The organism is Vibrio sp. H11, from assembly GCF_004804295.1.
GTDB classification, from domain to species: Bacteria; Pseudomonadota; Gammaproteobacteria; order Enterobacterales; family Vibrionaceae; genus Vibrio; species Vibrio ostreae.
This window is the reverse complement of sequence record NZ_SSHN01000001.1, coordinates 512596-538074: the sequence shown is the minus strand read 5'-3', so window position 1 is coordinate 538074 and position 25479 is coordinate 512596. Positions and strand designations below refer to the sequence as shown.

Below are 25479 nucleotides of genomic sequence, written 5' to 3'. Positions count from 1 at the left end.
CGGGCTTTCCACTGGCGCCAACTTTAGCGGCACCACTTTGTAACCGGTTACAGAAACCGGTTACACTTTTGCTTTATCTGATCTAGAATGGCGGACAATGATCTACTATGAGTCCATCGCCCCAAAGGGCAAACCGGACAAAAATGACGATAGCAAAGAGGTGAAGAATGTCTCAGCAAGGTTTTCCTAAAGATTTCTTATGGGGCGGCGCGGTAGCGGCGCATCAGGTCGAGGGCGGCTGGAACCAGAATGGTAAGGGCGTCAGCGTGGTAGATGTTCTGACCCGTGGCGCGCATGAAGTGCCACGTGTGATTACCGATAGCGTAGAAGCCGGTCAGTTCTACCCTAACCACGAAGCGGTCGATTTCTACGGCCACTACAAACAAGATGTAGCCTTGTTTGCTGAAATGGGTTTCAAATGTTTTCGTACCTCGATTGCCTGGACGCGTATTTTCCCGAATGGTGACGAAGCGGCACCGAACGAAGCCGGTCTGCAGTTTTATGATGACCTGTTCGATGAACTGCTAAAATATGGCATTGAACCGGTCATCACGCTGTCTCACTTTGAGATGCCAAACCATCTGGTGAAGCAATATGGCAGCTGGATGAACCGTCAGGTGATGGATTTCTTTGTCAAGTTCAGCCAGACCGTGATGGAGCGTTATAAACACAAGGTGAAATACTGGATCACCTTTAACGAGATCAACAACCAGCGTAACTGGAAACTGCCAATCTGGGGGTACTGTAACTCAGGCATGATCTACGCCGAGCACGAAAATCCAGAACAAGCCCTGTATCAGGTACTGCACCACCAGTTCCTGGCCAGCGCCAAAGTGGTCAAACTTGGCCACGAGATCAATCCCGACTTCCAAATCGGTAGCATGATCCACATGATGCCACTTTACCCGGCAACCTGTCGTCCGCAAGATGTTCTGCTGGCACAGGAAATGATGCGTGAAAAATACCTGTTCAGTGATGTTCAGGTGCGCGGCTACTACCCAAGCTACCTGCTGAAAGAATGGCAACGCAAAGGTATCAATGTCGAGATGCAGCCTGGTGATGATGAGATTCTGCGTGCCGGTTGTGCCGATTACCTGGCTATCAGCTACTACATGACCAACATCGTATCCGCGCAAAAGGATGAAGAAGGCTCAAGCAGTTCTCTGTTCGAAGGCAGCCAGCTTAACCCTTATCTGCCGGCATCGGACTGGAGCTGGCAGATTGACCCGGACGGTCTGCGCTTTGCATTGTCCGAGCTGTATGAACGCTACCAAAAACCGATTTTTATTGTCGAAAACGGTCTGGGAGCGGTCGATCAGGTTGAAGCCGACGGCTCAGTCAATGACGATTATCGTATCGACTACCTTGGCGCGCACATTAACGCGGTGAAACAGGCCATCAGTTATGACGGTGTTGAAGTGATGGGCTACACCCCTTGGGGCTGCATCGACTGTGTTTCCTTCACTACCGGTGAATATAAAAAACGCTATGGATTCATCTACGTAGACCGTCACGATGACGGCAGCGGCAGCCTGGCCCGTTCGAAGAAGAAGAGTTTCTTCTGGTACCAGAATGTGATTAGCACCAATGGCGAAGAGCTGTAATTCGCACCAATGAAGATAACTGTTTCAATCAGTTAGCGAAATTAGCTAAAATCCTCACTGGCCTGAGTATTACCTCAGTCCAGTGAGTGTAATCAAGGAGCAGTGATGGCAACAATCAATGACGTATGTAAGGCCGCTGGCGTTTCAAAAGCAACGGTTTCCCGGGTTCTCAATGGCAGTCAACTGGTCAAAGAGGCCACTCGCAATGCAGTAATGGCTGCCATCGAAGAGTTAGGTTACCAGCCCAATACCCTGGCTCAGGCTTTAGCCACCAATACGTCCAACGCCATCGGTCTGGTACTCCCTCAGTTTCAGAGCAGCTATTTCGGCAGCGTGCTCTATCATGCCGAACAGGGCGCGCAGCAAGCTGGCAAGAAATTGCTGGTCGTTAACAGCAAAGACGCCGCAGATGGCGAACGTGAAGCCGTTTTTACTCTGGCCAATCAGCGTTGTGACGCTATCATGCTTTACAGCCGTCACCTGAGTGAATCACAACTAAAACAGCTGCAACAGTCCGTCAAAGTACCACTGATTATCATCAATCGTCTGCTGAACGACGAGGGCATCTCCAGCTTTGGTCTGGATCAGGCGCAGCTCGCCACTCTGGCGATGCAGCATCTGATTGAGCTCGGCCACCAGCATATTGCTTGTATTACCTCACCACTCAACAGTGAAACCGGCCGCCGTCGCTACCGGGTCTATCAGCACATGTTGCAAGCCAACCAGTTACCTGCGCAGGAAAACTGGGTCGCAGAAGGTGAAAACACACTCGACAGCGGTTACCAGGCAGCTCAGCTCTTACTGGAACATGAGGTAAGTTTCACCGCCATTTTCGCCTGTAACGATGACATGGCAATCGGCGCGATCCGTGCCCTGCACGATCACGGTCTTGAGGTACCGCACGATATTTCCGTTATCGGCATCGATAATGAACCTGCGGCCGCTTACGCCATTCCCAGTCTCTCTACCGTCTCACTGCCGATTTCCCGACTGACCCAAGATGCAGTGCAACTGGCGATTAACCTGGCCAACAAGCAGCCGATTGACAGTCAGCATCAGACTTATGGTGGTGAACTGGTGGTGCGTGAATCCAGCCGCAGCCGCAGCTGACCCCTCATGTTATAAGTGCTTGAACAGATTTAAATGATAATTATTGCTATTGGCAAATATATAGCTAAGCTTAACATTGTACGCTGCTCTGGCTTTCGCCTCCCCAAGACAACATGACAGCCAGAGCGCCGACAACATCTCCTCCTGAAAGGCACAAGCCCAGTTAGCTTGCGCCTTTTTCTTTATTTGCAAAACAACCTTTTTTATTTGCCAGATATAAACAGTGAAGCTGCCTAGCTCCCTTTCTCCGGCAAATAACCTTTACCTAGCGCAAGCAATCTTTACGTTATCTGGCCAACAACTTTATTTGGCCAACAAAAAGGCAGCCAAATGGCTGCCTTACAAACCCGATTAGGCGGGCTTGGGTTTTATTGTCGTGCGCGTATTTTTAGCGTAATGCCGGAAACTTCTTCAGCAACGTTGCCATCAGCACCAGAGCCAGCAAGGCAAAGACAGCACCGACATAACCAATCATTTCCAGCGAACTGAAATGAATTACTTTAGCGCCAATCAAGGCACCAGCACCGATGCCGAGGTTAATAATGCCGGAGAACATCGACATAATCATGTCCGACGCCTGGGTATCAATGTTCAGCACTTTAACCTGCATTGCCAGGCACGCGACCATCAACGCCGTCCCCCAAACCACCAACAGCGCACTGATGCCCCACAGGTTGCCCACTGACCACATCAGCACAACCAGACAGAGCAGCAGTAAGAAGGTGTTACTCATCAATAACTTGGTGTTAGCACGCTCACCCCAGTAGCCAAAGATGATACTGCCGAGAATACCAGCACCACCAAACACCAGTAGTAACAAGGTGGTAAAGTTCTCACTTACCTGGCCGATCTGTTTCACGAAAGGTTCAATGTAGCTGTAGGCGGAATAGTGCGCCGTGAACAACAGGAAGATGAACAGGTACAAGCCCATCAGTTTTGGATTACGCAGCAGCTCAGGCAGTTTCTTCATTGAACCACTGAACAGGCTTGGCATCACTGGCAATAAACGCACCAGAGCAAGCAGAATCAGCAAAGCCACAATGCCGATAGCAGCAAAGGTCACCCGCCAGCCGAACCATTGGCCGATAATCCGTCCCAGAGGAACCCCCAGCACCATCGCCAGCGATGTCCCCGTCGCCAATACACTTAAAGCCAGCGTTTTCTTACCCGCAGGAGCGACCCGAATCGCAATTGACGCGGTTATTGACCAGAAAACAGCGTGCGCAAATGCAATTCCTATCCGGCTGGCAACCAAGGTTTCAAAGTTCCAGGCAATAACGGAAAAGCCGTGGCTGACGATAAACAGGGTAAATACGCCAATCAGCAGTTTCTTACGCTCAATTCGGCTAGTCAGCATCATCATAGGTAATGACATTGAAGCCACAATCCAGGCATAGATGGTCAGCATCCAACCTGCCGACGCCACCGGCACATTCAGATCGCGGGCAATATCAGTCAGCAAACCGACCGGCACGAATTCTGTGGTGTTAAAAATAAAGGCACTAAAGCCCAGAGCAAAGACACGCAAATATTGATTGTGGCGCGAGTTTTTGCTCGCCGCCGAAACGGTGTGGGTCATACGCAATCAGATGTTTAACTAGAAGGACAAAAGAGTGACCATTGTCTCACTTTTGTTCACAATAAGGAAAGATTTTATACAACAATTTTTATACTGCTAACTTTTGCTGACATATTTCCCGCCCACCGATAATCACTTGAATTCACTGCGCGATCTCAAGCTGGCAATGTGTTACAAAAACAGTAAAGATCATTTGCCAGTCACGGCGGTTTAGACAACTATTGATACAGGTACTCTTAATACAGGCACTCTGCGTCATCCGGCATTTCGCCCGTTACAATCAAGTCCCATTTACCGACAAGGAATCCGGCACCCAGCATGACAAGTTATTTTATCCAGGCCTTTATCTATCTGATTGCAGCGGTGATTGCTGTTCCACTGGCAACAAGGTTCGGGCTTGGTTCCGTGCTCGGTTACCTGATCGCCGGAGTGGTGATTGGCCCGATTGTTGGCTTGGTGGGTGATGAAACCCAGGCTATTCAGCATTTTGCCGAATTTGGCGTGGTAATGATGCTGTTTCTGGTGGGGCTGGAACTGGAACCGCAACGCTTGTGGGCGATGCGTCACCGGTTACTGGGACTGGGCGGCTTACAGGTTGGGTTGACGGCCCTTGCGACGATGGCAGGCTGCCTGCTGTTTGATATTCCCTACACCATCGCACTGACCATTGGTCTGATTTTGTCGCTCTCTTCGACTGCGATTGTGCTGCAGACCTTCACCGAAAAACGCCTCAATCGTACCGAGGGCGGTCAGAATGCATTTTCTGTGTTGCTGTTCCAAGACATTGCCGTGATCCCGATGCTGGCCTTTATTCCTCTGCTCGCATTGCCGGAGCTGGTTGAACAGGCACAAAACGCCGCCAGCACAGCGGCTCAGCATGCGGAAGAGTTGCTAGTGATGACTCACTTACCCGGCTGGGCATATGGATTAATCATTACCGCCGCCATCGCGATTGTCGTTGTCGGAGGTCACTACCTGAGCCGGCCGCTGTTTCGTTTTGTCGCTAACGCCGGTGTGCGCGAAATTTTCACGGCGACCGCACTGATGCTGGTGATTGGTATTGCGATATTAATGAACCTGGTCGGTCTTTCCCCGGCGCTGGGCACCTTCCTCGCTGGCGTCGTGCTGGCCAACAGTGAATTTCGTCATGAACTGGAAGCCAACATTGAACCACTTAAAGGCCTGCTGCTCGGGTTATTCTTTATTACGGTCGGTGCAGGGATTAAGTTCGACCTGCTGTTCAGTCACTTTGTTGTCATCATGGGTGCCACTCTGGCCATCATGTTGCTTAAAGCCGTTGTGCTGTATCTGCTGGCGGTCATCTTCCGCATTCGTGGCAGCAATCGCTGGCTGTTCACCCTCAGCCTGGCGCAGGCCGGTGAATTTGGTTTTGTGCTGCTGAGCTTTACCGAGCAGCGCCACGTATTGCCTACCGAAATGGCTCAGGTCTTGTCGCTGGTGGTGACCTTGTCTATGTTCCTGACACCGGGGCTGTTTATCTTATTTGATAAAGTCATCATGCCGCGCTTTGAACAGCAAACCAATCCGCAACGTGAAGCTGATGTCATCGACGAACACGGCACCGTCATTATTGCCGGCAGCGGCCGCTTCGGTCAGATAGTCAACCGTCTTCTGGTTGCCAACGGGGTGAAAACCGTGGTCCTTGACCACCAGGCGTCACAGATAGACAACTTGCGTCAAATTAATACCCCCGCCTATTTTGGTGACGCGACCCGCCCGGGCCTGCTACACACAGCGGGAATCGAAGAAGCCACCATGTTAGTGGTGGCGATTGATAATCAGGAGAGCAGCGTCGAACTGGTTAAATATGTCAAACATGCCTACCCGCACGTCAAAGTGTTGGCACGGGCGTTTGACCGTGGCCACGGTTACCGCCTGCGTCAGGTCGGCGTTGATTTGGCGGTATCAGAAACCTACCATTCCGCACTGGAAGTCGGCGCTTCGGCCATGAAAGCGCTGGGCTTTCATCCCTATCTGGTTGAACAGCAGAAGAAGGTGTACAAAAAAGTCGAAGCCAGTCATTCAGATGGATTGTATCAAGCCTGGTTAAGTGAGGCCCAGGGCAAAGAGCGCGTGGACAATAACTACATTAAACTGTTTATCGAACTGGAACAGCGCCTCAAAGAAGAAATGGCGTTTGAAAGTGCTGACAGTACTCATGAGTTTGATCGCGGCGCCAGTATGGAAGCCAAAGAAAACCGGCGTAACATGAGCTAGTTTGCTGCTTTCCTGTCCAGTTCACTCTGCCGGCTGAGTTTTTTGAGATTCAGTACCCAAAACGGAATGTCGACTCACTCACAATTAAGCACACCGACGTTCCGCATCCTGCCTGTGCTCCCGACAGTTAGGGCCGTGCGACCTGTCCGGCTCACGACTATTTCTGTGCACTGAATCACTTAAATCAACCGATAGCAGAACTGATTTCTGCTGGTGCATAAAAGGGAATAATTCCGTTTGATACATATCAACAAAGTTATTCGAAAAAATTGGCGATCATCAACAAGGTCTGTTAGCCAACAAGACTTTCGGCTGATGCTAAGTTAGAAAAAAATCACTGGGGATATCACTATGCAAGCACTGGTTAATTGGCTGGATTCACTGTTAGACAAAGACGACCTCGGCAAACTCATTCTTCGTGTCAGCTTTGGATTTATGTTTTTACTGCACGGTATCCACAAAATCTATGGCGGTACCGAATTTATTCAGGGGTTATTTGTGCAACATGGCCTGCCGGCGTTCTTCGCCTACGGGGTTTACCTCGGAGAAGTGATTGTACCGATCCTAATTATCATCGGATTGTTTACCCGCTTGTCTGCCATCATCTGGGTAGGCACCAGCCTGATGGTCATCTGGTTGATGCATGCAGACAACCTGTTTACCGTCAATAAAGTCGGCGCCTGGGCAGCGGAAGGCATCGGGGTTTATTTGTTCGCGGCACTGGCGATTATGCTGATTGGTCCGGGCAAATATGCACTGGAATCTCGCCGCCAGACGGCCTGAGTATCTCTGAGCCGGTTGCGGTTTGCTTGCCCGCAACATTGCAACTCGGCTCATCCCCACGCTTCTTACGACTTGTTCAGTCCTTCGCTCTCACTAAAAGTCCCCCTCTTCTGAGCCACGGCGCATTCGGTTGCATATTGATTTTCCTTGCCCGATTCTGACTTAACCCCACAGCATACGGCCTATTTAAGCATCAGGTTGTGCTATGGTCAGATTTACGTCATAAAGCCGTGCGATGACTTGCTCCCTACAGTCCTGCCATCTTTAATAGCACCAGATGGGACGAAGCAGGACATCTTATGTTTAATAAATGGTTACTAATTGGAGCGGCAGTCATGCCGTTGGGTATGGCTCATGCCGACGTCGCTGTACGCCAGAGCGGAGTCAGCGTAGAAACCGACTGTCTGAACATTAAAGTCGACGGACTGAGTATCGGTGCCGGTGATTGTCGCCCAAGACGTGTTTACCGTGAAACCGTACGCGTTTACGAAGATCACGACCATCACAGACATCCGTCTCACTGGCAGCGTAAAAATAAGTGGAAACACGATAAACACTGGAAAAATGGTCAGGGTCACTGGAAAAAACGTGAAAAAGTCATTTACCAGGAAGAGTGGCGCTACGAAGACAGAGGCGGCAGACACCACCACTAACAATCATCTTATCGGCTAGGATTCATAAAGGTCACCCAGGTGGCCTTTACTTTTTGCTCTTTATTTCTGCGGCCAGCCATTCTTTCAATCGTCCATGTTCAGCCATCGGCTGATTTATCTCGCATTCCACGCCTGCAGCCACAATTTTTAGCCTGCCGAAAAATAAATAAGCTAACTCGCTGATTTATTGAACCTCTGATTCACTCAATTTTGCCGCGTTAGACCAATGACCATCATATCGGCTCAGAATGCTTGATTTCATTGCGTTGCACGCTAAATCGGTTGAAAATTTGGTTCGAAATTAGCGCTGTTTTATGTTCAAATAGTGGCCTTCGCGTGATCTACTCGACTTATTAAACACAAAACTATTAACGATAGACCAGCGCCCCTTGCTTTAAGGGATAAAAAGCCCAATAAATGGGGAATGAGGCAGAAACGTGCTTTTAATGAATTCTTGATTCACCGCAATACACCTTATTCCCTGCCAGATTAGTTTTAGCTTTATTAACAAAGCACCATTCAAAGGATCCATAATTATGTCTGACCTAACGACGAGCATTGACTCTATCCAACCTGTTGCCGAAGCGACTGGCTCCTCTATCTGGGGTTATGTCATCGGCGGTATCGTCCTGGTCCTAGCCGCGGGCTACTTCGGTTACAAAAAAATCAACCAACCTGCTTTTGTTGTCAAACAACTGCGCAAACGCAACCGTAAAGAAATGCAAAAGCAAGGCGTAGAGAGCGCAGAATCCATGGCTGACCTGGATCTGCTGCTGGACTCAGTGCAAAACTACGCGATTGAGAACAAAATGACCGGCACTAAGATGGTTCAGTTGCTGGCGCCGATGAACGATAAATCAAAAGTAAAATCGGGCACTGACTTCTATCACGCCATGGCTTACATCGCGAAAAACATCAATGACACTCAACTGGCTCGTAACTTCCAGAATAAATCGAAACAAGTGAAATCCAGCTCTCCTCTGATGGCAGGTCTGCTGAAACGCGCCGGCGTTTAATTTCTCCTGACGGATTCCCGTTTTAATAGCCCGCATTCGCGGGCTATGTTTTTATTTCAGCACGACAAGCCCTTGTACTCCAGACAACCTCTCATTTTGACCTCCGCATCCAATAAACAGTGGCATTTTCGCCTGGCAAGCCTTACTTTCAATCCTATAATCGCCGCGCTGGGTCTATCATCGCTCTGCGCGCCTCATCCACATCTTCGTTTTCGAAACACAGTCATTCATAATGTCAGCGAAAGGATACGTATGACCAGCCTTGTGCAACGCCTCAAAAGCCGCTCAGGAAACTTCTGGGCCACTCTCTGCATATTGGCACTGCCGCCACTATTCTGGGCCGGTAATTTTATTGTCGGACGCTCTGTGCGTGGTGATATTCCGCCTTTAACGCTTTCCTTTGATCGCTGGGTGATTGCCAGCCTGGTGCTGCTGCCATTTACTTACGCTATATTACGTCGCGAGTGTCGTCTGTACTGGCAATATCGCTACCGTATCCTGCTCGCTTCGATCACTGGCGTGGCGGCATTTAACTCACTGATCTATGTGGGCTTGCAAACGACAACCGCCAGCAACGCCCTGATCCTAAACTCCTTCATTCCATTACTCATCAGCCTGTTCGGTTCACTGTTTTTCAAACTGCACCTCAAGCGCTCACAATGGCTGGGCATGGCAGTGTCGTTTAGCGGAGTGCTGCTGATTCTCACCCGTGGCGACTGGCAGATCCTCCGCTCACTGAGCTTTAATCATGGTGATCTGGTGGTCTTCCTGGCGATGGTCAGCTGGGCTGTATATACCCTGGTGATCCAGAGAATGCCAAAAGAAATGAACCGGTTAGGGCTGATGTCAGTACAGATGTTTGTCGGACTGCTGGTGGTTATGCCATTTTACGCTGCCGAAGTGTATTCAGGTGCAAGCCCGATCTGGAACAGTCACACTCTGCTGGCTCTGGCCTATGTAGGCATCGTGCCCTCTGTGCTGGCTTACCTGCTTTATACCGCCAGCGTCGAGCGTTTAGGACCGGCCAAGGCTGGTTTGTCGATTCATCTCATCCCGGCGTTTGGTGTTCTGCTCTCAATTGGCCTGTTGGGTGAGAGTTTGCATTGGTATCAGTTGACCGGAGTGGCACTGATATTCATCGGAATTCTGCGAAGCTAATCCGACCTTGAACTTGTTCCGCGCTCAGGAAGCCGTGCTGGCAACCACCAGGCGGTTTTTCCCCTGATCTTTGGCCTGATAAAGTGCCCGGTCGGCCTGGAGTAACATGGCTTCGATCGTGGTGCCATTATCCGGATAAACCGCGGCGCCGATACTGATCCCTATGCATACTTGCAGCTCACCAATCTTCATCGGCATGCCGATCCTATCAATAATCTGCTGGGATTTTAGAAAATCATGATCTTCAGAATCAGACAGGATTGCGACAAATTCGTCCCCACCAAGCCGGGCAACAATATCACTTGATCGCAGGCAGCCGAACAATCTCTGGCCGACCATTTTCAATACGCCATCGCCAATACTATGACCATAGGTATCATTGACCGTTTTAAAACCGTCAAGATCCATATAGTACAGGGTAAAGCTGCGCCCCTTTTGGCGGGCAACGTCAAGATGTTCATACGCCAGTTCATAGAAATGACGCCGGTTGGCGAGGCCGGTTAATTCATCACGGGTCGCCAACCGACGCTCCATCTCAGCCACTTGTTGGCGACGTATGACTTCCTGCTGCAAGTGTTCCGTGGCATCAATTACAGCTTTCTCTACATAGACTTTATGTCCGAGTATCCGCAGCAGAGCCACGGCGATTAAACCCGTTGAAAGCAGCAGATAGGTCCAGTACCAGGAAGAGAGAATAAAAGACGAATGTTGCATCCCCCCCTGGCGCCCGCCGTACATAGAGAGTGTCCAGGTGCTGTTATTAAGGTGCAACTTATTTTGCAACAGCGGCGCCTGCCCGGGCGGATCTTCGCCCAGAATGCGTTGGTCCAGATACCCGACCGGATTCACCGCCCTGATCGACAATATAAATTCATCAGTAAAACGTTTGAGTATGGGCGAGCTGAGTAACGCGTCCATATCGATTAATACTGTCGCAAATCCCCAGAATGTTTGCTTCTGGCGCCCTTCTCCACTGGAGATATAAATTGGCGCTCGGGCTATCAGACCATACCCACCTTGGATCAAGCGCAGAGGGCCATCTACAATCGGCCGGCGGGTGGTAATCGCTTTCATCACTCCCTCTTTACGTCTTGGATCTTGCAGCAGATTATGTCCGATAGCATTCTGATTACGTTCAAGGTCCGTAACATAGGTTACGACTCCCTCAGGCGCCAGCTGCAGACTGCTGACAAAGTCTGATTTAGCCAGCACGCGCTCGGCAAACAGGGTAAACTCTTGTGCGCTAAAATCGGGGCGTGCTATGACGAATGCTTCCAGGCTGTCAGTGAGTCGTAACTCGTTATCCAACATGGCTTGCAGAGTAATGACCAACCCTTGTAAACGCTGTTTGTACAGATACAACTGGTCTTGCTTCTGTCTTTCCTGCTCGACATAACGCACAGCAAAACCGACGGTGAGCCACACTATGCAGGTGAGGACAATAATCGTGACGTGCAGCGGGTTGATTCGGAAAATCGAATGACGTAACGAGTATTTATCCGAAAAAATGCCCCGGTATAAAAAATAGGTCGCCATAAAGCGAAACAGATGACCGATTGCATTCACGTCACCATAGACGGAAATGTATTGAGTAAAACAGAGTTCCGCCAATATGGTCAGGGCAAAAAAGAGAATCAGATGTGGCACGTACACAGATTGCAGGGTTTTACGTTTCAACCACACCGCAAGCCAGGCGACTGCCATCAGACCAATCACCACGTACTCACTGTATATTTTAAATGGCGTCAGGCCACTCCCCTCCACAAAGGTATCGGGAAATACCATCAGCGGGTAAATCGCCAGAATCCCCGCAGCAGAAACTGCGATCAGAGCGCGAATATACGCGGTTTGATGACGACATTGAAAAGGACAGACAAAGACAATCAGCAAGCCAATCGCTTCAACTAAGCGGCCTAACGTCCAGAACTGAGTCGGTGGATTAGGGCCGAGATTACCGGACAAAAAGGCCCCTTTATAGGTCAGCATGTGCGCCAGGTCGATAAAGGCCACACACATGAATACCGTACTCAGCAATCTCAGATAGCGGGTTTCTTCGGTTGCCTTAGCTTTAAATCCGGCCAGGGCAATTAAGCCGGAAACCAGAATTGTAAATAATTCGACGAAGGCATGAAAGGTCATAAAATCTTGTCGGGACAAGATCCACAACAGACAGACTACCAGCCCTAAAATCAACAGATAGGAGGACCTGATAAAAATCGACTTTACGGCGTATTCATGACGGTCCAAAGATGCCTTCCCTATTCGACAAAAAATGTCGCCCGTTACAAAATGAGTGTGGTATTAACCTGACAGCGATTCAAAATATTAAAAAATAAAACCATGATGAATTGCATTGTGGGAAGGAAATAATAGCAGCCACTTATTCTTCGTATTCATCAGATTCCATAGTAACTGTATTGTCAAAAACAGGTCAATTATCTGCTCACAAAAATGTTGCATACCTCAGTTAGGCACTGCAACAACCAAAGATATTACATCCCTGATATTCACTCCGTCTTTATTTAAAAATAGAGTGTTTTTGAGACACAAAAAATCAAACCAGGTCGCACGCTAATAAAGCCGCACCATTAATCCTCTGTTTTTACAAAATAAAAAGGCCACCAATTATGGGTGGCCAGTGAAAAATCGGGAATCTGCTAAATGAATTAATTGATGCGTACAATTCTCGTATCAACGACAGAGCTGTCTTCAACCGCATCCACGCTGGTGTATGGGGTCGCGCGGTCTGGATAATGAGTGAGTAAATATTCAGCGAATGCATCCTGCTCAGTACCGGTAGTGGCAAAGTCAGCCAAACCAGTATCAGCACTCATATTATCTTGCAAATAGTCCATGTTCTGACAATAGCTGTTGCCCTGCCCGTCAACAGCTTGCGTACAAGGGAATGGATAGCCATCGCCCCCCTCACCAAGATAGCTTAAGGTTACTACGCTAAATGAGCGGCTGCTGTCCCCCTGCATCACACCAGCAGACACCACTACATCATCGTACACACCATCGCCAGTAGTATCGACCGCCAGTTCGGTAATGCGCTGGCCTGACTCCCCGGCCCCGGTATCCAAAGCTGGCTGGGTCGGATCAAAACTAAAACGCATCCCAGCAATCTGCGGGAAACGGCCACCCGCGTTGCCGGTCGGATCATCCGGATCAATATCAGCCACCGTATGCTCGAGGATCTGCTTTAGCTCAGCCGCCGACACATCGAGAATACCCAAGGCGTTATTGAAGGCCAACGTAGTCTGCAGATCATACTGCGAAATATCGCCCTCTGCTTTACCGGCCGCCGGATAAGCAGCAGGTGGATAATACTGCAGGTCATCGGCATTGGTCGAACCTGCCGGATAAGCCGAGTAACCGATTGGTGCGCGGATCCCGCCGCCATTTTTGATAGAAATCTGTACGCCGGCATCTTCTAACTTGGCATACCACAAGTTCGCATCGGCAGTCAGATCGCCCAGGTTAGTTTCATTGGAGCGCACATCGGCACGCCGGCCATTCAGATACACAGTCGTATGGCCGAGAATGTTACTTTCATCTGCAACAATCACATTGTTGACCGCCGTGACGATCGCATCAACCTCTGCATTATTACTGCCGCCCAGCTCACTCACCATAGCATCATCACTGATATAGGCACCGCTTTCCTCGGCGTTGATAGTCCCGGTCAGTAAATCACCGTTTTCATCAAAACCAACCACCAAACGCCCCAGATACTTGTAGTCACCATCGACGTTCACTACAGCAACATCTTTGCCGTCGGCATCTTTGTAAAGCAATGGATAGGTACCAATCGCACTGTCACCGGCCCAGAGACGGTCGTTGCTGTCAGCCAGTAAGGTATTGGAGCCACCGGCGACGATAATATCGACATCCTTCAGTAGTGTTGCCAACTGTTGCTCCAGCGTCATTGTCTGCATGTGAGCCAGTACGATGACTTTGTTTATCCCGCTGGCGGTCAGGGCATCGACTTTTTCCTGAATTAACGCCGCCAGCTCCGTTGTGGAATCATTCCCGGGTAATACCGTGATATCACCGGTACTGGTAATCACCTCATTGGTTGGCGTGGTTGCGCCCACGATAGCAATCCGTTCACCATTCACAGTGATCACCGTGCTTGACGTCAGACTATTGGGAACATCATCTGCGACTTGCCCGTCAGCCACCACCAGCGGCGCGGTATTCGCGTCATCAGCAAAGATCATGTTACTGCTCAGATAAGGGAAGCGGGCTCCCGGGTAATCCATACTGTAAGAGCCGCTGGCCGTCTCGGCAGAAATAATAGCAGCGAACTCAGCGGTACCGCCATCCAGATCATGGTTTCCGACCGCGGAAGCCTGCAGACCCATGGCATTGAGCATGGCAATATCCGCGCGTCCGACACCAGGAACCCCGATCCCATTCACCGCCGCCATCGTCTCATTGTCACCGGCCTGATAGCGTGAACCGGGAATATAGTTATCACCCGAGCTGAGGAACAAAGTGTTGTGCGGATAGAGCGCGGTCAGTGAACTGACGTTGCTGGCAAAATTACCGGCATTCGCCAGGGCCAATGCATTCGAGCCGTCCATATCTGACACATGCAGCAGCTGCAGGGTAAACGCGGCTTGTGAATCATTGCTGTCATTGTCATTACAGCCCACCAGTGCCAGCGCTATTGCACTTGCCACAAGAGAGTGCGACCAAAAGCGTTTGTTAAGCTTAGCGGTTTTCATTTATGTCTCCGAGACCTGTCTAACGTTGATATTGAGTGTCCATACGCGAAAAACCGACGATGAAACAAGTCACAAGACTGGCAACGAATCATGAACGTGATATGAAATTGCAGTAATATTTGGAAGAAAGATCCTATTCATTCATCAATTCCATGCATGCAATCGCATACATCGTTGGTAGCAACCCAAGCTATTGATAAATAAAATAATAAAATCACATCAATTAGCAGAAATGGTTTGAATTCAACCGTTGCAACCGTGGCCAGTACGTCAATGTTTACGAATTTCTCTAGCCTCAATATTTCTTAACAACTCTTAAGCAACTCTTAAGTTTTGCTGCGCATCATAACCACACTGTCCGATAACCGTGATTGACTGTGATGACAAATACGCGCCGTTTTAGCTGGCCCCGAATCCCGATGACCATGAGCACACTGATTGTTTTGTGCGCGGTCTATTTTGGCACCGTGATGAACTATCCGGTCCTGTCTGCTATTTTCAACCTGAGCAGCAATGTCTCTAATCCGCTGTTTGCTGCCAGTGCACCTCTGCTGCTGACCTGCGCCTTCATCATTATTTTTTCTCTCGTCGCCTGGCCCTATATTTTTAAGCCGTTTATGGCGTTTGTGCTGCTGACTTCAGCAGCCGCTTTATATGCCGAAGTTAACTTCCACACGCTGTTTGATTCCACCATGATGGAAAGTGTGTTTGAGACTAACAGCTCAGAAATATCCTTCTACATGAATGGAGCCACACTGGCTTATCTGGCCGGTTTTGGTCTGCTGCCAACCCTGTTGCTGTTCATGGTCCGTATTGTACCGCAGCGCACCTTACTGAGAGCAACGCTGTCCCGGGTCGGCATTATTGTCATTGCTCTGGCTGGAATTGGGCTGACTGCCGCAACCAGTTACAAAGATTACGCCTCAGTCGGACGCAACAACCACTACCTTAACAAGATGATCATCCCGGCGCATATTTACAACGGGGTCAAATATCTGGAAAAAACCTATTTTACCCAGACTCTGGTTTATAAAACCCAAGGCGAAGATGCCAAGGTAGTGGCCAATCCTAACGGCAAACCTACGTTAATGGTCGTGGTGCTGGGTGAAACCGCCCGCGCGCAAAACTTTGCCTATAACGGCTATGCACGCGATACCAACCCTTACACCAAAGACATGGGTCTGATTGCCTTTCAGGATGTCTCATCCTGCGGCACCTACACCGCGCTCTCAGTGCCTTGTATGTTCTCGAATATGACCCGTGAGACTTATAACAAACCACGTGCTCTGGCTCAGGATAATGCCCTGAATGTCATTCAGCATGCAGGGGTGGACGTACTTTGGATTGACAATGACGGCGGCGACAAAGGCGTGGCAGATAATCTCCCGTACCGCACCATTAATTCTTCATTGAAAAATCAAGACTGCAACGGTACCACCTGCTTTGACGTGGCAATGATGAAAGATGCCAAACAATTTATTGATGATGGCCAACACGACAAGCTGCTGGTGCTGCATACCATCGGCAGCCATGGCCCGACCTATTGGCAGCGCTATCCGGACGCACAGGCACCGTTCCAGCCTGCTTGTGATCGCAGCGATATCGAAAACTGCAGCGACCAGCAAATCGTCAATGTATACGACAATACCCTGGTCTATACCGACTATGTTCTGGCCCAGGTCATTGATGAGCTAAAAAGTGTCTCTAACGATTACAACGTAATGATGACCTACATCTCCGATCACGGCGAATCATTGGGTGAAAGCGGCCTCTATCTGCATGGCACGCCTTACTCAATTGCCCCTAAAGAGCAGACCCATGTGCCTTGGCTCATGTGGATTCCGCATCAGTACGCTCAGCAAAAAGGGCTGAATACCCAATGCCTTGAACAGGAAGCGCAGACCCGTTCGCTCTCACATGACAACCTTTTTCACAGTTTGCTGGGGTTGTACGGCGTGACATCACAAGCCCACAACCCAGAGCTGGATATTACCCAGAACTGCCAACTAAATTCATGACCCATAACTATAGAGCACCGTTAACATGCAACAGGAAGTTATCATTAAACGCACCGGTATGAGCAGAGTTGCTCATACTTTCATACACAGCTTTAACGGTTTTAAGTGGTTGTGCAAAAACGAAGCAGCTTTCCAGCAAGAGCTTATGTTATTCGCGCCACTCACCTATTTTGCGTTTTGGTTGGATTTGCCGGCCATGCATACCCTGCTGGTGATGCTCAGCATGGTGTTTGTTCTGTTTGCAGAGATGGTTAATACCGCCATTGAAGCAGTGGTCGACCGGGTGGGCCTTGAATACCACACCCTGTCTGGTGTCGCCAAAAACATCGGCTCGGCGATTGTATTGCTCAGTATGGTGTGCTCTTTAGCCGTGTGGGGAACCGTGTTATGGCTACGTTGATTTCCGTTCTTTCAGGCGAACGTGCAAGATTTAAAGCGGGGGCTTTACTGCCTTTGCTGAGCTTCTTTATGATTGATTTGGCTCTGCTTAGCCTGTCACGTTTAATGCTGTCGATCTGGCAAAGTGAGCGAGTATTTGCTGCCGGTGACTATGGCCAGATTTTCCTGGGTGGCCTGCGCATTGACCTCTCAACATTGGGCTATCTGCTCGCGCCGGCTCTGCTTGTGATGCTGCTGGCAGCGGCTTTGCGTGCAACACGCTTTATCCGTCTGCCACTCAAAGTCTACCTGGTGGGTAGCACCTTATTACTGTTGTTCTTTGAACTCATTACCCCGACCTTCATTCTTGAATATGATCTGCGCCCGAACCGCTTATTCATTGACTACCTGATCTATCCCAAAGAAGTATTTTCTATGCTCGCCTCCGGCTACAAGACCGAAATTGCAGTGACCTTGCTGGTCCTGTTTTTGCTCGGTAGCGGGCTGAGTAAGGTATTTAACCGGATCTGGAATCCTGATATAACAGGGGCGATGCTCCCCCAGCTTGCGCTGCAACTGGTTTTGGCTTGCCTGTTTGTTTTAGCAGGCCGCGGTACGCTGGATCACCGTCCGATTAACCCGGCATTGGTAGCATTCTCAACCGATCACCTGCTCAATGATCTGAGTCTCAACTCGGCCTACTCCGTTGCTTTTGCCTGGAAACAGGCGCAAAAGGAGATGTCGAGCGCCGACTTCTACGGCCCCATGAACCAACAGACTCTGCTTAGTGAGATTCGTTCCAGTCAGCAGAATCCGGATGCACACTATCTGGACACGACCGCGCCGACCAAAACCCTGCATATCAGCAGCTTCCCAGAACGTAAAAAGAATCTGGTGATTCTGCTACAGGAGAGCTTAGGTGCGCGCTATGTCGGCAAACTGGGCGGACTACCGCTGACCCCGAACCTGGACAAGCTGATGGATGAAGGCTGGAACTTCACCCGCCTATACGCAACCGGAACCCGTTCAGTGCGTGGTATCGAAGCTGTGGTCACTGGCTTTACGCCGACTCCGGCACGCGCTGTCGTCAAACTCGGCAAGTCGCAGCAAAACTTTTTCACTTTGGCAGATTTCTTAGGCAGACAGGGTTACCACACCCAGTTTATCTATGGTGGCGAAGCACACTTCGACAATATGAAGACGTTTTTCCTTGGAAATGGTTTTCAGGACATCGTCCAGGGCAGTGACTTCGACAAGGTAAACTTCACCGGCTCCTGGGGCGCTTCTGACGAAGATCTCTACGACCAGGCTGATCGCGAATTCAGCCAGTTATACAAAGAAAATAAGCCGTTCTTCAGTCTGGTGTTTACTTCATCGAATCATTCTCCCTATGATTATCCGGACGGTAAAATCACCCCTTACGATACCGAGAAACAAACGCGCAATAACGCTGCGAAATATTCCGATTTCGCCCTAGGGGAATTTGTCAAAAAAGCCAAGAATTCCAACTATTGGAAAGACACTATTTTTGTCGTCGTCGCTGATCACGATTCACGGGTGTATGGTGCCAGCCTGGTGCCTGTGCGTCATTTCCATATCCCGGCAGTGATATTCGGTAACGATGTCCCACCTAAGCAGGATGACCGCCTGGCAAGCCAAATTGATCTGGGGCCGACCTTGCTGTCACTGATTGGCGCATCCGGCGAACATCCAATGCTGGGTAATGACTTCACCAAACCCGTTGCGGCTGATCAGAGACGTGCCTTACTGCAATACGATAAAAACTTTGCTTATCTGAAACAGGATAAGGCGGTTATTTTCCAACCAGACAAAGCACCTCAGACATTTTTGCTACAAGGGGAAAACCTGACTCCGACCGAGACAGATACCGCCCTGACTAAAGAAGCACATGCCTACGCCAACTTTGGCAGCGTTGCATATCAGAAAGGCTGGTATAAACCCTGACCGCTTATGCAGGCCGCGACTGGCCGCCGTTTAGCGGTAAAAAAAACGCCAGAGTTCACTCTGGCGTTTTTACTTAGGTTAACCTTGCAGCGTTGAATCCTGACGCGGCCTGGCGCGACGGCGATTCGGTTTGGCAGCCTGGCCTGAATTGGCTTGACCAGCCCCATTACGTGGTTTATTGCCTGGCTTCGCACCAGTCGCCTGACCACCCAGCTTCGAATTGGACTGAGACGACGGTTTGTTACCCGCGCCATGACTGCCCGAGCTAGTGTTAGCCGATCTATTGTTGCTTGCGCCACGGTTACTGTTACCCGTCCCTTTATTAGCGGAGGCATTGGCTGGCTTACGACGCTGGCGCTGTGCACCTGATTTCGCTTCACCCTGCCCAGACTGAGCCTGACTAACCTTTGGCTTTTTCGGCTTCTTAGCTTTGATCGGGCGAGTATCGAGTTTTGACTCCGGCACGGTATTACTTGGCTTAAATCCATCCAGTTCAAGACGAGGCAGAACTTGCTGAATCAAACGCTCAATCCCAAACAGGTCCGGCGCTTCAACCGCACACACCAGAGAAATCGCTTTACCCGCCTCACCAGCGCGACCAGTACGACCGATACGGTGCACGTAATCTTCCGCCACATTCGGCAGCTCAAAGTTCACCACCTGAGGTAGCTGAGGAATATCAATACCGCGTGCCGCGATATCAGTCGCCACTAACACGCGCAGATCATTCGATTTAAACTCAGCCAGAGCAGTCGTACGCGCGCCCTGACTTTTATTACCATGAATCGCTGCGGCCTTGATGCCCTCTTCATTTAAGAATGCGGCCAGGCGATTGGCACCACGTTTAGTACGGGTAAACACCAGCACCTGATGCCAGTCACCTTCTTTAATCAGTTTGACCAACATCGGCGCTTTCTTTTTCACGTCTGCCGGATAAACAAACTGCTCAACCGTTTTTGCCGTTGAGTTCGCCGGGCTGACCGAAATTTCGACCGGTTGATTCACCAGCTCTTTAGCCAGCTGACGAATGTCATCCGAGAAAGTGGCTGAAAACAGCAGGTTTTGCCGTTTTTCCGGCAGCAAATCGATGATTTTACGAATATCACGAATAAAGCCCATATCCAGCATACGGTCAGCTTCATCCAACACCAGAATTTCAAGCTGATCAAATTTGACCGCATTCTGGTTATACAAGTCCATCAGACGTCCCGGCGTCGCCACCAGCACATCGACCCCTTTACGCAAGCGCAGCATTTGCGGGTTAATCTTAACGCCGCCAAACACACAAGCGCTGCTCAAAGGCAGATGACGGCTATAAGTAAACACGCTTTCCTGTACCTGAGCGGCCAGTTCACGGGTTGGGGTCAGAATCAACGCTCGCACTTGGTTACCACGCACACGCGGCCCCTGTGACAAACGTTGCAGAATAGGCAGAGTAAAGCCTGCTGTTTTACCTGTACCGGTTTGCGCTGCTGCCATTACATCTTGGCCGGTTAACACGGCAGGAATCGCCTGCTCCTGGATCGGAGAAGGTGTCGTGTAGCCTTTTTCTTGAATGGCTTGCAGAATTGGCGCAGATAAACCTAACGAGGTAAAACCCATAGTCGATACTCAATAGTTAAAATAAAAAAACAGGCGTTGTGCAGATCACAACAAAAGGTGCGGCATTCTGAATCTTTTATGCCCGGCTCGCAACAACTAATCACGACCGGAACAACCGTGCCCCTCACTGGCTGAGGAACCAAGCTGTAAGAACCAACGAGCCGAATACACGTTATACCCACAGCTCAACGACATAGCACGGTCAAAGCGGTCTTGTTATTGATAAAGAGAGTGGTCATATCCGCATGCTGCTAATAATTACCTTAAGAAGAGAAAAATAATGCTGGTTATTCCTCTCACTCTATGTATAATACTGACAGCTCTCACCGAAGAGCTATTAATGAAACATCAAGTACAAGTTTTTTCTCAGACACCTTTCGATACCCTTCGTATAAGCACCTGCGACAACTTTTCTTCATACGCCATCAATAGCTTTCGTAGTCAGCGTCAACTATCTATTGTAAAAATTTAAAATACCGAGGTATCTATGTCTGGTAAAATCACTGGTTCAGTAAAATGGTTCAACGAAACTAAAGGTTTCGGCTTTATTTCTCAAGACAACGGCGGCAGTGACGTATTCGTTCACTTCAACTCAATTGTTGCTGACGGCTTTAAAACTCTGACTGAAGGTCAGAAAGTAAGCTTCAACGTTGAAGACGGCAAAAAAGGCCCTCAAGCAACTCAAGTAACTCCGCTGTAAGCATTACTTGGACGTGGCCTGACGACAGGCCGCGTCAAAATCCCCTGACTCTGTCCCGTACTGCCCTCTCTCTTATTCCACTGCATTTCATCCGATCTACGCTTATCTTAATCACAGGAAATCAATGTCCAGAAGAACTTCCAGGCAACGCCACTGGTATCAGTTGTTGCGCCAGCAAAAAAGCAATACTAAACCGACCTCTCATCAAGCTCACTAATTTCTACTCTACCAATCTCTTCTAATTTATTACTCAGTACTCACTTAACCAGCCCCGTACGCTGCACTTTGCTACTCAGACGCTCTGTTCTGACTAACAGACGCACTGTTGAAATTGAGAACGCAGTTCACAAACGAGTAAAAGTGAAACTCATTTCTCCAATGCTTGTCAAAGTGTTGATAACTTTTCAAAGTTTCAGTCCAATTTTCAGCTAACATCACATTATCGTAACCAAAAGGATATTGGTATGGCCCGACCATCAAAGAAAACCGCACCAAGTAAACATGACAGCAGCGAAACCGAAGAAACGCCGAAAAAGTTAAGTGAGCATCAAACCCGCCGTCGCATCGAGGATATCCTCGAACAACGCGAGTTTGACAAGCAATTCGAGATATAAACCCACCCGCCATTGTGGGAAAATCGTTGCTCTGCTTTTCTGCCCGTCTTACACTGCGGCCCATTAACGCCTACTGCGTAACGGCTTGATATACCTCAATACACTCAAAGTTCTAGAGAATAAGGTATACTAAGCGCCTGATGGAGGCATTCCATACAGGCCTATATCGCTCAAGTGATCGTTACGTCATCGTTTTGTAGCCCGGGAGTACATAATGAAGCTGCAGCAATTACGCTATATCCGCGAGATACAGCGCAATGGTTATAATATTTCTCTAACTTCAGACAAGCTGTTTACCTCGCAACCGGGAATCAGTAAACAAGTCGCTTTATTAGAAGACGAACTTGGCGTGCAAATTTTTGAGCGTCAGGGCAAACATTTATCCGGCCCGACCGAAATAGGCAAGCAGATCATTCACGAAGCCAGCCAGATGCTGGAAATCGAAGAGCGGATCAAAGCCCTTTCTGCCAGTGTCACCTCACCGGATATGGGGCGCCTTAACGTCTATACCACTAACGCGATTGCCAAATTTCTGTTGCCGCAAACCGTGCAGCACTTTATGAAGAAATACCCTAAAGTCGCGCTGCATATGGGGACTATAGAACCAGAAACTCGTGGTAATGCCTTGCCGATTGGGCCCTATGACTTTTCTATCGTTGCACAAGATATTGACGAGCAGACTGACCTGGCTATTTTACCGGCTTACAAGTGGTCTCTGGCACTGATAATTCCGTCCGATCATCCTCTTGCCAAACAGCAAAACATCACGCTGGAACAACTGGCCAACGAGAAACTGATCAGCTACGAGCTAAAATCAACCGGGCGCAGTGCTATCGACAGTGCCTTTGCTAAGGCGGGTCTGACGCCAAATTACGTGGTAACCGCCATGGATGCTGAAGTCATCAAAGAGTATGTCAGCCTTGGTGTCGGCCTGGGCATTATCGCCTCGGTAGCGACGCACCAAATCAGCGACTCGATTACAGTACGATCCCTGGAAGGCCTGATACCTGACTGTTATGCCTGGATTTGCTACAACAAAAATATCTATCTGCAGCATTACATGTACGAATTTATCGAAAAATTTGCCCCGCATCTGACCCGGACCATCATTCAGAATACCGCTCATTTATCCAAGAAGGCGATGATGCAGTATTTTGATGAACGTCAGCTGATGACTTATCAATAATCTGATTAGCGCATAACATGCAAATTTCACAGGTTATCTGTAAGCTAACACTAACCTGTGAGCCTACCCGCTTATCCGCCATATATTGTTTATTGATGTACAATTTTTCTGCCTCTTTTTATTGACCTTTCCCCTAGGGGAAGCTCTATACTGAGGTTAATATAGCTTTAATTGATGACATTATGCGGCTACCCATAACCCAGACTCTTTGGATTACATTACTGACACTGGCATTTCTGCTTGTGTCTGGTTTTGTCTCCGCGTCAGTGGGGATGGACGCATCAATGCAACACCGACCGTTACAATCCTCACATGAGATGATGATCTCGTGCAGCAGTCAGACCTTAATGCCCCCTCCGGCTCATCATGCAATTGAACCAGAGATGCCACAGCATCACAGCATGACCGTGTCACACATGAGCCAATCAGAACCAGATACCGTTCACTCCGCATCTTGCGACAGTGCGAACAATATCGATATGGGCCACACGTGTTGTGATACCACTTGCACCAACGTACCTGCTGTTTTATCTGGGTCCTGCACTATTTCATCTCTGTCCAGCGTGATGATGGTTGCCCCAACCACAGCGAACGGCAGCATTATTAACCGAATCCAGACCCTCTACCGGCCTCCGATAGCTTAATCTCGACTGAACCTTTTGGTCTTCGCACTGTGATGCGAAGGAAGATTCGTGCGCAATAGCTGCAGCTCCCACTTGAGCTTTAACGTCAGCGATGCGCCCAGTTGTGGATTACCCCATGAATATCAAACCATGCCTTTTAGCACTGTCCATTGGTGCCTGTGGCTGGGTGACGACGCCTGTATACGCTGCGCAGACAGCATCATCAGCCGTCACCACAGAGACAAACAATACGCTCACTCAACTGATTGAGACAGCACTGGTCAGCGATAACATTCGACGCCAGTTTTATACCGAAGCCGAGGCCATGCGCCAAACCGGCGTCGCGCGCTCTACCCTGATGGATCCCAAACTCAGAGTAGGTGTCACCGGTCTACCAGTCGATAGTTTCGAGTTTGACCAAGATCCGATGACCAATATTTCACTGGGCATCATGCAACAATTCGAACGCGGAAATACGCTCGCTTTGCAGCAAACGCAAGCAAACCAGCAGGCACAAGGACTGGTGGTGCGGGTTCAGGCCCGAGAACAGGACATCATCAATAACCTGACCTCCGTCTGGCTGGAGCTGGGTTTTCAACAAACCGCCTATCACATCATGCAGCAAAACCGGCATTTACTGACCGATATGGAACGGTTTATCCAGACCAACTACGGCATCGGTAAAAGCGAAGCACAGGATCTGCTTAACGCCCAGTTACAGGTGTCACGCCTGGACGAAAAACTGCAGGCCAATCAGCAGATGCAACAAAAACTGACCGCACAGTTGTCAGAATGGTTAGGCGCAGACTGGCTCCGTTACGCTGCTCAGCTTGACGCCAGTAACCAGCTCGACTGGTCTTATCTGGAACAATGGCTGACGACCGCTTCCACGTCACAACATTACTACGCAGAGCTCAGTCGCCACCCTAATATACGCCTGATTGATAGCGCCATTGAGGCACGCCGTACTCAGGTCGACCTGGCTCGCGAAGCGTATTCACCGCAGTTTGGGGTTGAGGTGATGTATGCGTACCGTCAGTCCAATGACATGCGAGGTGAACCCGCGTCCGATCTGATCAGCGCGTATCTGACCATGGATTTGCCGCTGTTCACCGGCAACCGACAGGACCGTAACCTGTCAGCAGCCCAGTATCAGGTTGGTGCTGCGCAATCACAAAAAGACACCCTGTTGATGCAGATGAATGCCAAAGTCAATGCGCTTCTCGTCGAGCGCGGCAATCTCACCCAACGACTACAACGTTATCAGTCCACCTTGTTACCTCAGGTAACAGCACGAGTGAAAGCGGTCGAGCGCGGCTATCAGAACAATACCGCACAGTTTAATGATGTGATTATGGCCAGCAATGATGAACTCGCCCTGCAGCTTGAATATCAGCGCCTGCTGACCGACCTGAATCAGGTTAACAACAACCTCGCGGAGCTGCTCAGTCGCTACCCGTATCACGTCACGCAGCCAGCACTGGCCGTTAATCCAGCCCAACAGCAACAAGGTAAATAA

18 protein-coding genes are annotated in these 25479 nt (G+C 49.5%); 14 read left to right on the top strand and 4 right to left on the bottom strand.

Annotated features, from left to right (window positions below; all coding sequences use genetic code 11):
• Nucleotides 1-167: 167 nt before the first annotated feature.
• On the top strand, nt 168-1604 hold the full coding sequence (locus E6C74_RS02595; protein ID WP_136483076.1) for a 6-phospho-beta-glucosidase: 1437 nt from the start codon (nt 168-170) through the stop codon (nt 1602-1604).
• A gap of 105 nt (nt 1605-1709) precedes the next feature.
• Nucleotides 1710-2714, top strand: coding sequence for a LacI family DNA-binding transcriptional regulator (locus tag E6C74_RS02590; protein ID WP_136483074.1), 1005 nt, complete (start codon nt 1710-1712; stop codon nt 2712-2714).
• A gap of 388 nt (nt 2715-3102) precedes the next feature.
• Here E6C74_RS02590 and E6C74_RS02585 read toward each other — a convergent pair whose 3' ends face one another.
• Nucleotides 3103-4293 carry a sugar transporter gene (locus E6C74_RS02585; protein ID WP_136483072.1) on the bottom strand — a complete coding sequence of 397 codons (1191 nt, stop codon included), beginning with the start codon at nt 4291-4293 and terminating at the stop codon, nt 3103-3105.
• Between the two features lie 318 nt (nt 4294-4611).
• Here E6C74_RS02585 and E6C74_RS02580 point away from each other — a divergent pair, with 318 nt between their 5' ends.
• From E6C74_RS02580 to E6C74_RS02560, 5 genes are all read left to right on the top strand, one after another.
• Nucleotides 4612-6531, top strand: coding sequence for a monovalent cation:proton antiporter-2 (CPA2) family protein (locus E6C74_RS02580; RefSeq protein ID WP_136483070.1), 1920 nt, complete (start codon nt 4612-4614; stop codon nt 6529-6531).
• Nucleotides 6532-6882: 351 nt separating this feature from the next.
• A complete protein-coding gene (locus E6C74_RS02575; RefSeq protein ID WP_136483068.1) occupies nt 6883-7314 on the top strand; it encodes a DoxX family protein in 432 nt (143 codons plus the stop codon).
• Between the two features lie 299 nt (nt 7315-7613).
• A complete protein-coding gene (locus E6C74_RS02570; RefSeq protein WP_136483066.1) occupies nt 7614-7967 on the top strand; it encodes a hypothetical protein in 354 nt (117 codons plus the stop codon).
• A gap of 536 nt (nt 7968-8503) precedes the next feature.
• A complete protein-coding gene (locus tag E6C74_RS02565) occupies nt 8504-8983 on the top strand; it encodes an LPXTG cell wall anchor domain-containing protein (RefSeq protein WP_136483064.1) in 480 nt (159 codons plus the stop codon).
• A 252-nt stretch (nt 8984-9235) separates the two neighbouring features.
• Nucleotides 9236-10141, top strand: a complete 906-nt coding sequence (locus E6C74_RS02560; protein ID WP_136483062.1) for a DMT family transporter — start codon at nt 9236-9238, stop codon at nt 10139-10141.
• 24 nt (nt 10142-10165) lie between these two features.
• Here the strand turns inward: E6C74_RS02560 and E6C74_RS02555 are convergent, their stop codons facing one another.
• Nucleotides 10166-12334, bottom strand: coding sequence for a sensor domain-containing diguanylate cyclase (locus E6C74_RS02555; RefSeq protein WP_136483060.1), 2169 nt, complete (start codon nt 12332-12334; stop codon nt 10166-10168).
• Nucleotides 12335-12807: 473 nt separating this feature from the next.
• Complete coding sequence (locus E6C74_RS02550; protein ID WP_136483058.1) at nt 12808-14874, bottom strand: bifunctional metallophosphatase/5'-nucleotidase; 2067 nt, start codon at nt 14872-14874, stop codon at nt 12808-12810.
• A 425-nt stretch (nt 14875-15299) separates the two neighbouring features.
• Here E6C74_RS02550 and E6C74_RS02545 point away from each other — a divergent pair, with 425 nt between their 5' ends.
• From E6C74_RS02545 to E6C74_RS02535, 3 genes are all read left to right on the top strand, one after another.
• Entirely contained in the window at nt 15300-16892 is a 1593-nt protein-coding gene (locus E6C74_RS02545; protein WP_136483056.1) for a phosphoethanolamine--lipid A transferase, read from the top strand.
• A 145-nt stretch (nt 16893-17037) separates the two neighbouring features.
• On the top strand, nt 17038-17292 hold the full coding sequence (locus E6C74_RS02540; protein WP_240798114.1) for a diacylglycerol kinase: 255 nt from the start codon (nt 17038-17040) through the stop codon (nt 17290-17292).
• Nucleotides 17280-19235 carry an LTA synthase family protein gene (locus tag E6C74_RS02535; protein ID WP_136483052.1) on the top strand — a complete coding sequence of 652 codons (1956 nt, stop codon included), beginning with the start codon at nt 17280-17282 and terminating at the stop codon, nt 19233-19235. Before E6C74_RS02540 ends, E6C74_RS02535 begins: the two co-directional genes overlap by 13 nt.
• Before the next feature lie 78 nt (nt 19236-19313).
• On the opposite strand, the gene E6C74_RS02530 is transcribed toward E6C74_RS02535, so the two are convergent.
• A complete protein-coding gene (locus tag E6C74_RS02530) occupies nt 19314-20837 on the bottom strand; it encodes a DEAD/DEAH box helicase (protein ID WP_136483050.1) in 1524 nt (507 codons plus the stop codon).
• A gap of 487 nt (nt 20838-21324) precedes the next feature.
• On the opposite strand from E6C74_RS02530, the gene E6C74_RS02525 reads away from it, so the two are divergent.
• From E6C74_RS02525 to E6C74_RS02515, 4 genes are all read left to right on the top strand, one after another.
• Nucleotides 21325-21537, top strand: a complete 213-nt coding sequence (locus E6C74_RS02525; RefSeq protein WP_136483048.1) for a cold-shock protein — start codon at nt 21325-21327, stop codon at nt 21535-21537.
• A gap of 464 nt (nt 21538-22001) precedes the next feature.
• Nucleotides 22002-22151 (top strand): hypothetical protein, encoded by a 150-nt coding sequence (locus E6C74_RS20955; RefSeq protein ID WP_168796936.1) that lies wholly within the window; start codon nt 22002-22004, stop codon nt 22149-22151.
• 214 nt (nt 22152-22365) lie between these two features.
• Nucleotides 22366-23337: a LysR substrate-binding domain-containing protein gene (locus E6C74_RS02520; RefSeq protein WP_136483046.1), complete on the top strand. Its 972-nt coding sequence runs from the start codon at nt 22366-22368 to the stop codon at nt 23335-23337.
• Nucleotides 23338-24096: 759 nt separating this feature from the next.
• On the top strand, nt 24097-25479 hold the full coding sequence (locus tag E6C74_RS02515; RefSeq protein ID WP_136483044.1) for a TolC family protein: 1383 nt from the start codon (nt 24097-24099) through the stop codon (nt 25477-25479).

Bases quoted from the DNA above. Each gene is read 5' to 3' on its own strand.
- E6C74_RS20955 (WP_168796936.1), top strand. From the start codon at position 22,002: ATGGCCCGACCATCAAAGAAAACCGCACCAAGTAAACATGACAGCAGC.
- E6C74_RS02585 (WP_136483072.1), bottom strand. From the start codon at position 4,293: ATGACCCACACCGTTTCGGCGGCGAGCAAAAACTCGCGCCACAATCAA.
- E6C74_RS02595 (WP_136483076.1), top strand. From the start codon at position 168: ATGTCTCAGCAAGGTTTTCCTAAAGATTTCTTATGGGGCGGCGCGGTA.
- E6C74_RS02575 (WP_136483068.1), top strand. From the start codon at position 6,883: ATGCAAGCACTGGTTAATTGGCTGGATTCACTGTTAGACAAAGACGAC.
- E6C74_RS02540 (WP_240798114.1), top strand. From the start codon at position 17,038: ATGTTATTCGCGCCACTCACCTATTTTGCGTTTTGGTTGGATTTGCCG.
- E6C74_RS02580 (WP_136483070.1), top strand. From the start codon at position 4,612: ATGACAAGTTATTTTATCCAGGCCTTTATCTATCTGATTGCAGCGGTG.
- E6C74_RS02545 (WP_136483056.1), top strand. From the start codon at position 15,300: ATGAGCACACTGATTGTTTTGTGCGCGGTCTATTTTGGCACCGTGATG.
- E6C74_RS02520 (WP_136483046.1), top strand. From the start codon at position 22,366: ATGAAGCTGCAGCAATTACGCTATATCCGCGAGATACAGCGCAATGGT.
- E6C74_RS02550 (WP_136483058.1), bottom strand. From the start codon at position 14,874: ATGAAAACCGCTAAGCTTAACAAACGCTTTTGGTCGCACTCTCTTGTG.
- E6C74_RS02590 (WP_136483074.1), top strand. From the start codon at position 1,710: ATGGCAACAATCAATGACGTATGTAAGGCCGCTGGCGTTTCAAAAGCA.
- E6C74_RS02535 (WP_136483052.1), top strand. From the start codon at position 17,280: ATGGCTACGTTGATTTCCGTTCTTTCAGGCGAACGTGCAAGATTTAAA.
- E6C74_RS02560 (WP_136483062.1), top strand. From the start codon at position 9,236: ATGACCAGCCTTGTGCAACGCCTCAAAAGCCGCTCAGGAAACTTCTGG.
- E6C74_RS02515 (WP_136483044.1), top strand. From the start codon at position 24,097: ATGAATATCAAACCATGCCTTTTAGCACTGTCCATTGGTGCCTGTGGC.
- E6C74_RS02565 (WP_136483064.1), top strand. From the start codon at position 8,504: ATGTCTGACCTAACGACGAGCATTGACTCTATCCAACCTGTTGCCGAA.
- E6C74_RS02525 (WP_136483048.1), top strand. From the start codon at position 21,325: ATGTCTGGTAAAATCACTGGTTCAGTAAAATGGTTCAACGAAACTAAA.
- E6C74_RS02570 (WP_136483066.1), top strand. From the start codon at position 7,614: ATGTTTAATAAATGGTTACTAATTGGAGCGGCAGTCATGCCGTTGGGT.
- E6C74_RS02530 (WP_136483050.1), bottom strand. From the start codon at position 20,837: ATGGGTTTTACCTCGTTAGGTTTATCTGCGCCAATTCTGCAAGCCATT.